A 5,732-nucleotide genomic window follows, 5' to 3' on the forward strand; every position below is an offset into this window, starting at 1 on the left:
ACGCGACGCGGCGACCGGCAAGAAAATCGCCGTGGTCGGCGCCGGCCCCGCCGGTCTGGCCTGTGCCCACCGGCTGGCGATGTACGGCCATGACGTGACGGTGTTCGACGGGCGCGCCAAGGCCGGGGGTCTGAACGAATTCGGCATCGCCACCTACAAGTCGGTCGACGGCTTTGCCGCGCGCGAAGTCGCCTGGCTGTTGCAGGTCGGCGGCATCACCGTCGAGACCGGAAAGCGGCTGGGTGATGGCCTGTCTCTGGACGGGTTGAAGGCGGATTACGACGCCGTGTTCCTCGGCATCGGCCTTGGCGGCGTCAACGCGCTGGGCCTTGAGGGCGAGGACAAGTCCGGGGTGCTGGATGCGGTGGATTTCATCTCGGATCTGCGTCAGGCCGATGATGTGGCGCAGGTGGCCATCGGCCGCGACGTGGTGGTGATCGGTGGTGGCATGACTGCCGTGGATGCCGCCGTCCAGGCCAAGCTGCTGGGTGCGCTCAATGTCAGCCTTGTCTATCGCCGGGGCCGCGAGCGTATGGCGGCCAGCGTTTTCGAACAGGATCTTGCCGCCTCGAAGGGCGTGCGCATCATCACCAATGCCTCGCCGCGGGCGGTGATCGGCAACGGCGCGGTGCGCGAGATCGAGTTCGAATACACCGATGACGATCTGAAGGCGACGGGCCAGACCCTGCGGCTGCCCGCCGATCAGCTGTTCAAGGCCATCGGTCAGACGCTGATCGGTGACGGTTTGCCGGACATCGAGGGCGGTAAGATCACCGTCGATGGGACCGGCCGCAGCAGCGTTGCGGGCATCTGGGCCGGCGGCGACTGTGCCTCGGGGGGGGATGACCTCACCGTGACCGCCGTGGCCGAGGGCCGCGACGCCGCCGAAGACATTCACGCCGTCCTGTCGGCGTAACCAAAGGGAGAAACGCAGATGGCCGATCTCACAAGTGATTTCGTCGGGATCAAATCCCCCAACCCGTTCTGGCTGGCCTCGGCGCCGCCCACCGACAAGGAATACAACGTCCGCCGCGCCTTCGAGGCCGGCTGGGGCGGTGTGGTCTGGAAGACCCTTGGCGAAGCCGGCCCGCCGGTGGTCAACGTCAACGGCCCGCGCTATGGCGCCATCCACGGCGCCGACCGGCGCCTGCTGGGGCTCAACAACATCGAGCTGATCACCGATCGCCCGCTCGAGGTCAACCTCGAAGAGATGACCCGGGTCAAACGCGACTATCCCGACCATGCGCTGATCGCCAGCGTCATGGTCCCCTGCGAGGAGGACGCGTGGAAAAAAATCCTGCCGATGATCGCCGAGACCGGCTGTGACGGGTTCGAGCTCAATTTCGGCTGCCCGCACGGCATGGCCGAGCGCGGCATGGGCTCGGCGGTGGGGCAGGTGCCCGAGTATATCGAGATGGTGGCGCGCTGGTGCAAGGAGGCCACCGACCTGCCGGTGATCGTCAAGCTGACGCCGAACATCACCAATATCCTCTACCCCGCCGAAGCGGCGCTGCGTGGCGGGGCGGATGCGGTCAGCCTGATCAACACCATCAATTCGATCACCAACGTCAACCTCGACATCATGGCCCCCGAACCGACCATCGACGGCAAGGGCACCCATGGCGGCTATTGCGGCCCGGCGGTGAAGCCGATCGCGCTCAACATGGTGGCCGAGATCGCCCGCAACCCGGCCACCGCCAAGCTGCCGATCTCGGGCATCGGCGGCGTCACCCCCTGGCGCGACGCGGCCGAGTTCATGGCGCTGGGCGCGGGCAACGTGCAGGTCTGCACGGCGGCGATGACCTATGGTTTCAAGATCGTGCAGGAGATGATCTCGGGTCTGTCGCAGTGGATGGACGAAAAGGGCCACACCAGCACCGCCGATTTCGTCGGCATGGCGACCCCGAACGTGACCGACTGGCAGTATCTCAACCTCAACCATGTCACCAAGGCGGTGATCAACGAGGCCGATTGCATCAAATGCGGACGCTGCTACGCGGCCTGCGAAGACACCTCGCACCAGGCCATCGAGATGTCCGAAGACCGGGTGTTCTCGGTCAAGGATGACGAATGCGTCGCCTGCAACCTCTGCGTCAATGTCTGCCCGGTCGAGGGTTGCATCACCATGAAGACCCTGGCTCCGGGAGAGCTGGACGAACGCACCGGCGTGCCGGTGGCGGCCGAATACGGCAATTGGACGACGCATCCCAACAACCCCTCGGCGCAGGCCGCCGAATAGGGAGCATTTCGGGCGCGGGTTCTCTGTTGCCCGCGCCCTCCTGCCGGGGCCTTCCCGTCCCCGAACGGCCCGTCGCGGATCTGTCCCCCGCGGCGGGTTCGTCATGTCCGTACCACGTGCAAGACACGATCGGTCCGCTCGCGCAGGCAGATTGCGGCAGCAGCAAGAGGCCCGCGTTGCCTTCTCGGCGACGACCGACCCTTGTCGATTGTGCACATTTTCAGGACAATTCTCGCCGCGAATGACGGAAAACCCGCCCAAACCCCACAATCCGTTGCCCGGGCGGGCCGCTCAGGGGGTCAGCAGCTTGCGAAACATCGTGTCGAGATAGGTGCCGGCCCCGTCGAGCATGCCGCCTTCCCCCGCCGTCAGCACCCGCACCTGAGCGTCGAAATCGGCGTAGTGCTGGGTGGTCGACCAGATCGAGAAAATCAGGTGGCGCGGGTCGACGCTGGCCAGTGCGCCGGCGTCGATCCAGCGTTGGATCAGCGCCGTCTTTTCGTCGAAAAGCGGCTTCAGCCCGGCCTCGAGATGCGGCGCCATGCGCGGCGCCCCCTGAAGAATCTCATTGGCGAAAAGGCGGCTTTCGCGGGGGAACTCCCGCGTCATCTCGAGCTTGCGGCGCACGTAGCCGAGAATTTCGTCAAGCGGATTGCCCTGCGGGTCCAGCTGTTCCAGAGGCTCGAGCCAGCTTTGCATGAGCTGGTTGAGAAGGGTGACGTGGATCTCTTCCTTGCCGCCGAAATAATACAGGATATTGGGTTTCGACAGCCCCGCTTCCTTGGCGATCTGGTCCAGCGTCGCACCGCGGTAGCCGTGGCGGGAGAACACGTCCAGCGCCGCCTCGAGGATCCGCTTGCGATTGCGCAGCTGTATGCGGCTGGGCTTTTTCGGGGTCTGCTCTGTACTGGCCATGTTCGCTTTTCGGGGTCGGGGAAGGTTGACCATAGGACAGGCCGATCGCTGCGTCCAGAGGCCCGCCCCGGCGCCGGGCGGTGCTAATGCACCGCGCCGATGCCGCGCAGGATGATCTGCTTGATGCTGGCGGTGGCCTCCTGCCACTGTGCGTCGCTCAGCCTTTCGCCGTTGTTCAGGGTCTCGATCTGATGGCCGAAGTCGGCGTAGTGCTGGGTTGTCGCCCAAAGCATGTAGAGCAGGTGACGCGGATCGACCGGATCCATGCGCCCCTCCTTGATCCAGCGGTCGATCACCGCCACCCGGCTCTCGGTCCATTCCGCCAGCGTGGTTTCCAGGTAATCCTGGATCACCGGCGCGCGGTGCATGACCTCGGTGGCCCAGACCTTGGAACCCGCCGGATGGCGACGCGAGATTTCCATCTTGGCATCGATATAGGCGCCGATTCCCTCTTCCGGCCCGTCGGCGGCATCGAAGACATCGGCGGCCTGCAACCAGATCTGAAAGATGTTGCGCACCACCTGGCGGTAAAGTGCTTCCTTGGTCGGGAAATAGTAGTGCAGGTTGGCCTTGGGCAGCCCGGCCACATCGGCGATGAGCTGCATGGTGGCGCCGCCAAACCCCGCTTCGGAAAAGACTTTTTCCGCTGCTGCCAATATCAGCTTTTCGCTTTCCTGACGGCGTTCTTTTTTGCTGTTGGGGCGCGCGGCGGTCGGCATGTCTGGCGGGGTCCGAAATTCTTCTTGACCGATTGGTCAGGTTGTGGTGCTGTGATCTTGACCATACGGTCAGAAAGCGCGGAATTGCAAGAGGCCAGAAGGGCCCGGCGCGCGAAACGACAAGGGAGATGACGATGCCGGCACCCGGTGAGAACCTCAAAGTCAATGGCGACCGGCTGTGGGACAGCCTGATGGAGATGGCCAGGATCGGCCCCGGTGTTGCGGGGGGCAACAACCGCCAGACGGTGACCGACGAAGACGGCGAGGGCCGCGCCCTGTTCCAGAAATGGTGCGAGGATGTGGGCTGCACCATGGGGCTCGACACCATGGGCAACATGTTCGCCACCTATCCCGGCACCGACCCCGAGGCGCTGCCGGTCTATGTCGGCTCGCATCTCGACACCCAGCCGACGGGTGGCAAATATGACGGCGTTCTGGGGGTGCTGGGCGGTCTGGAAATCCTGCGCACCATGAAAGACCTCGGCATCAGGACCAAACACCCGATCGTGGTCACCAACTGGACCAACGAAGAGGGCACGCGCTTTGCGCCGGCAATGCTGGCTTCGGGGGTCTTTGCCGGCATCCACACGCAGGACTGGGCCTATGCGCGCGAAGACGCGGAAGGCAGGAAATTCGGCGACGAGCTGAAGCGCATCGGCTGGTGCGGCGACGAGGAAGTCGGCGCCCGCAAGATGCACGCCATGTTCGAGCTGCATATCGAGCAGGGACCCATTCTGGAAGCCGAAGGCAAGGACATCGGCGTGGTCACCCATGGCCAGGGCCTGTCCTGGACCGAGGTGACCATCGAGGGCAAGGATGCCCATACCGGCTCGACCCCGATGCCGATGCGCAGGAATGCCGGCCTCGGCATGGCGCGGGTGCTGGAAAAGGTCGACGAAATCGCCTGGAGCCATGCCCCGCATGCGGTGGGGGCGGCGGGCCATATCGACGTCTATCCCAACTCGCGCAACGTGATCCCCGGCAAGGTGGTGTTCACGGTCGATTTCCGCTCGCCCGAGCTGGCGGTGATCGAGGACATGGAGGCGCGGCTGCGCAGCGAAGGTCGGAAGATCGCCGACGAGATGGGGCTGAGCATCGCTTTCGAAAAGGTGGGCGGCTTTGACCCGGTCAAGTTCGACGAAGCCTGCGTCACGGCGCTGCGCAACGCCGCCGAGCGGCTGGGCTATTCGCACCGTGACCTGATCTCCGGCGCCGGGCATGATGCCTGCTGGATCAACCAGGTGGCGCCGACGGCCATGGTGATGTGCCCCTGTGTTGATGGGCTGTCGCACAATGAGGCGGAAGAGATTTCGCGGGACTGGGCGGCTGCTGGAGCGGATGTGCTGATGCATGCGGTGTTGGAGACGGCGGAGATCGTGGCGTGATTGGGGGCTCGCCCCCAACCCCCCAGAGTATTTCCGGCAAGATGAAGTGGTTATATAATTTCCAAACTGAGGGCGCCGAAGTGAAACACCAGTTTTCAGTCTACTTGAAGCATTGGTTCGTTTGCTCTGCCCTTTTTGTGTCGTGTTGCTTGACCAACTATGCGTTTGCAGACGGACTAAGTTCAGGGATTCACCCGGACGAAATCCCTGCCGCGCTCAAGCGAACTGCAAAAGGGTATGAGACCGCTTATCAATTCCATCGCACGGATGGGTCTTTTAGCAGCTACTTCACTGTTGTGTTTGATGGCCGTAAAGGTCGGGGATACCACTATAGCGGCAAGTCAAAGAGCCGAGTCTCGACCGAGTATCTGGAACGGGTGAAACTAGCGGCGGCCAATGGTCTGATAACCTATGAACTTTTGCCGGGCGACTGGGTGGCTATAACAGGGCATTATCATACAGATGCGAAGGGGC

The 5,732-nt window shown here is 63.6% G+C and carries 6 protein-coding genes; 4 read left to right on the forward strand and 2 right to left on the reverse strand.

The window, feature by feature from the left end:
• On the forward strand, positions 1-916 hold a 916-nt coding region (locus tag ABZD10_RS12950), incomplete at its 5' end, for an FAD-dependent oxidoreductase (protein ID WP_372887058.1).
• An 18-nt stretch (positions 917-934) separates the two neighbouring features.
• Entirely contained in the window at positions 935-2,239 is a 1,305-nt protein-coding gene (gene preA / locus ABZD10_RS12955; protein WP_372887059.1) for an NAD-dependent dihydropyrimidine dehydrogenase subunit PreA, read from the forward strand.
• Between the two features lie 291 nt (positions 2,240-2,530).
• On the opposite strand, the gene ABZD10_RS12960 is transcribed toward preA, so the two are convergent.
• Together ABZD10_RS12960 and ABZD10_RS12965 are read right to left on the reverse strand one after the other, a co-directional pair.
• On the reverse strand, positions 2,531-3,154 hold the full coding sequence (locus ABZD10_RS12960) for a TetR family transcriptional regulator C-terminal domain-containing protein (protein WP_372887060.1): 624 nt from the start codon (positions 3,152-3,154) through the stop codon (positions 2,531-2,533).
• 83 nt (positions 3,155-3,237) lie between these two features.
• Positions 3,238-3,873 (reverse strand): TetR/AcrR family transcriptional regulator, encoded by a 636-nt coding sequence (locus tag ABZD10_RS12965; RefSeq protein WP_372887062.1) that lies wholly within the window; start codon positions 3,871-3,873, stop codon positions 3,238-3,240.
• 134 nt (positions 3,874-4,007) lie between these two features.
• Between ABZD10_RS12965 and ABZD10_RS12970 the strand changes: the two genes are divergently transcribed.
• Together ABZD10_RS12970 and ABZD10_RS12975 are read left to right on the forward strand one after the other, a co-directional pair.
• Positions 4,008-5,258 (forward strand): Zn-dependent hydrolase, encoded by a 1,251-nt coding sequence (locus ABZD10_RS12970; protein ID WP_372887064.1) that lies wholly within the window; start codon positions 4,008-4,010, stop codon positions 5,256-5,258.
• Between the two features lie 149 nt (positions 5,259-5,407).
• Positions 5,408-5,732 (forward strand): hypothetical protein (locus ABZD10_RS12975; RefSeq protein ID WP_372887065.1); only part of this gene is annotated, 325 nt, incomplete at its 3' end.

It is taken from the genome of Shimia sp. (genome assembly GCF_041624275.1).
Taxonomy (GTDB): domain Bacteria; phylum Pseudomonadota; class Alphaproteobacteria; order Rhodobacterales; family Rhodobacteraceae; genus Shimia.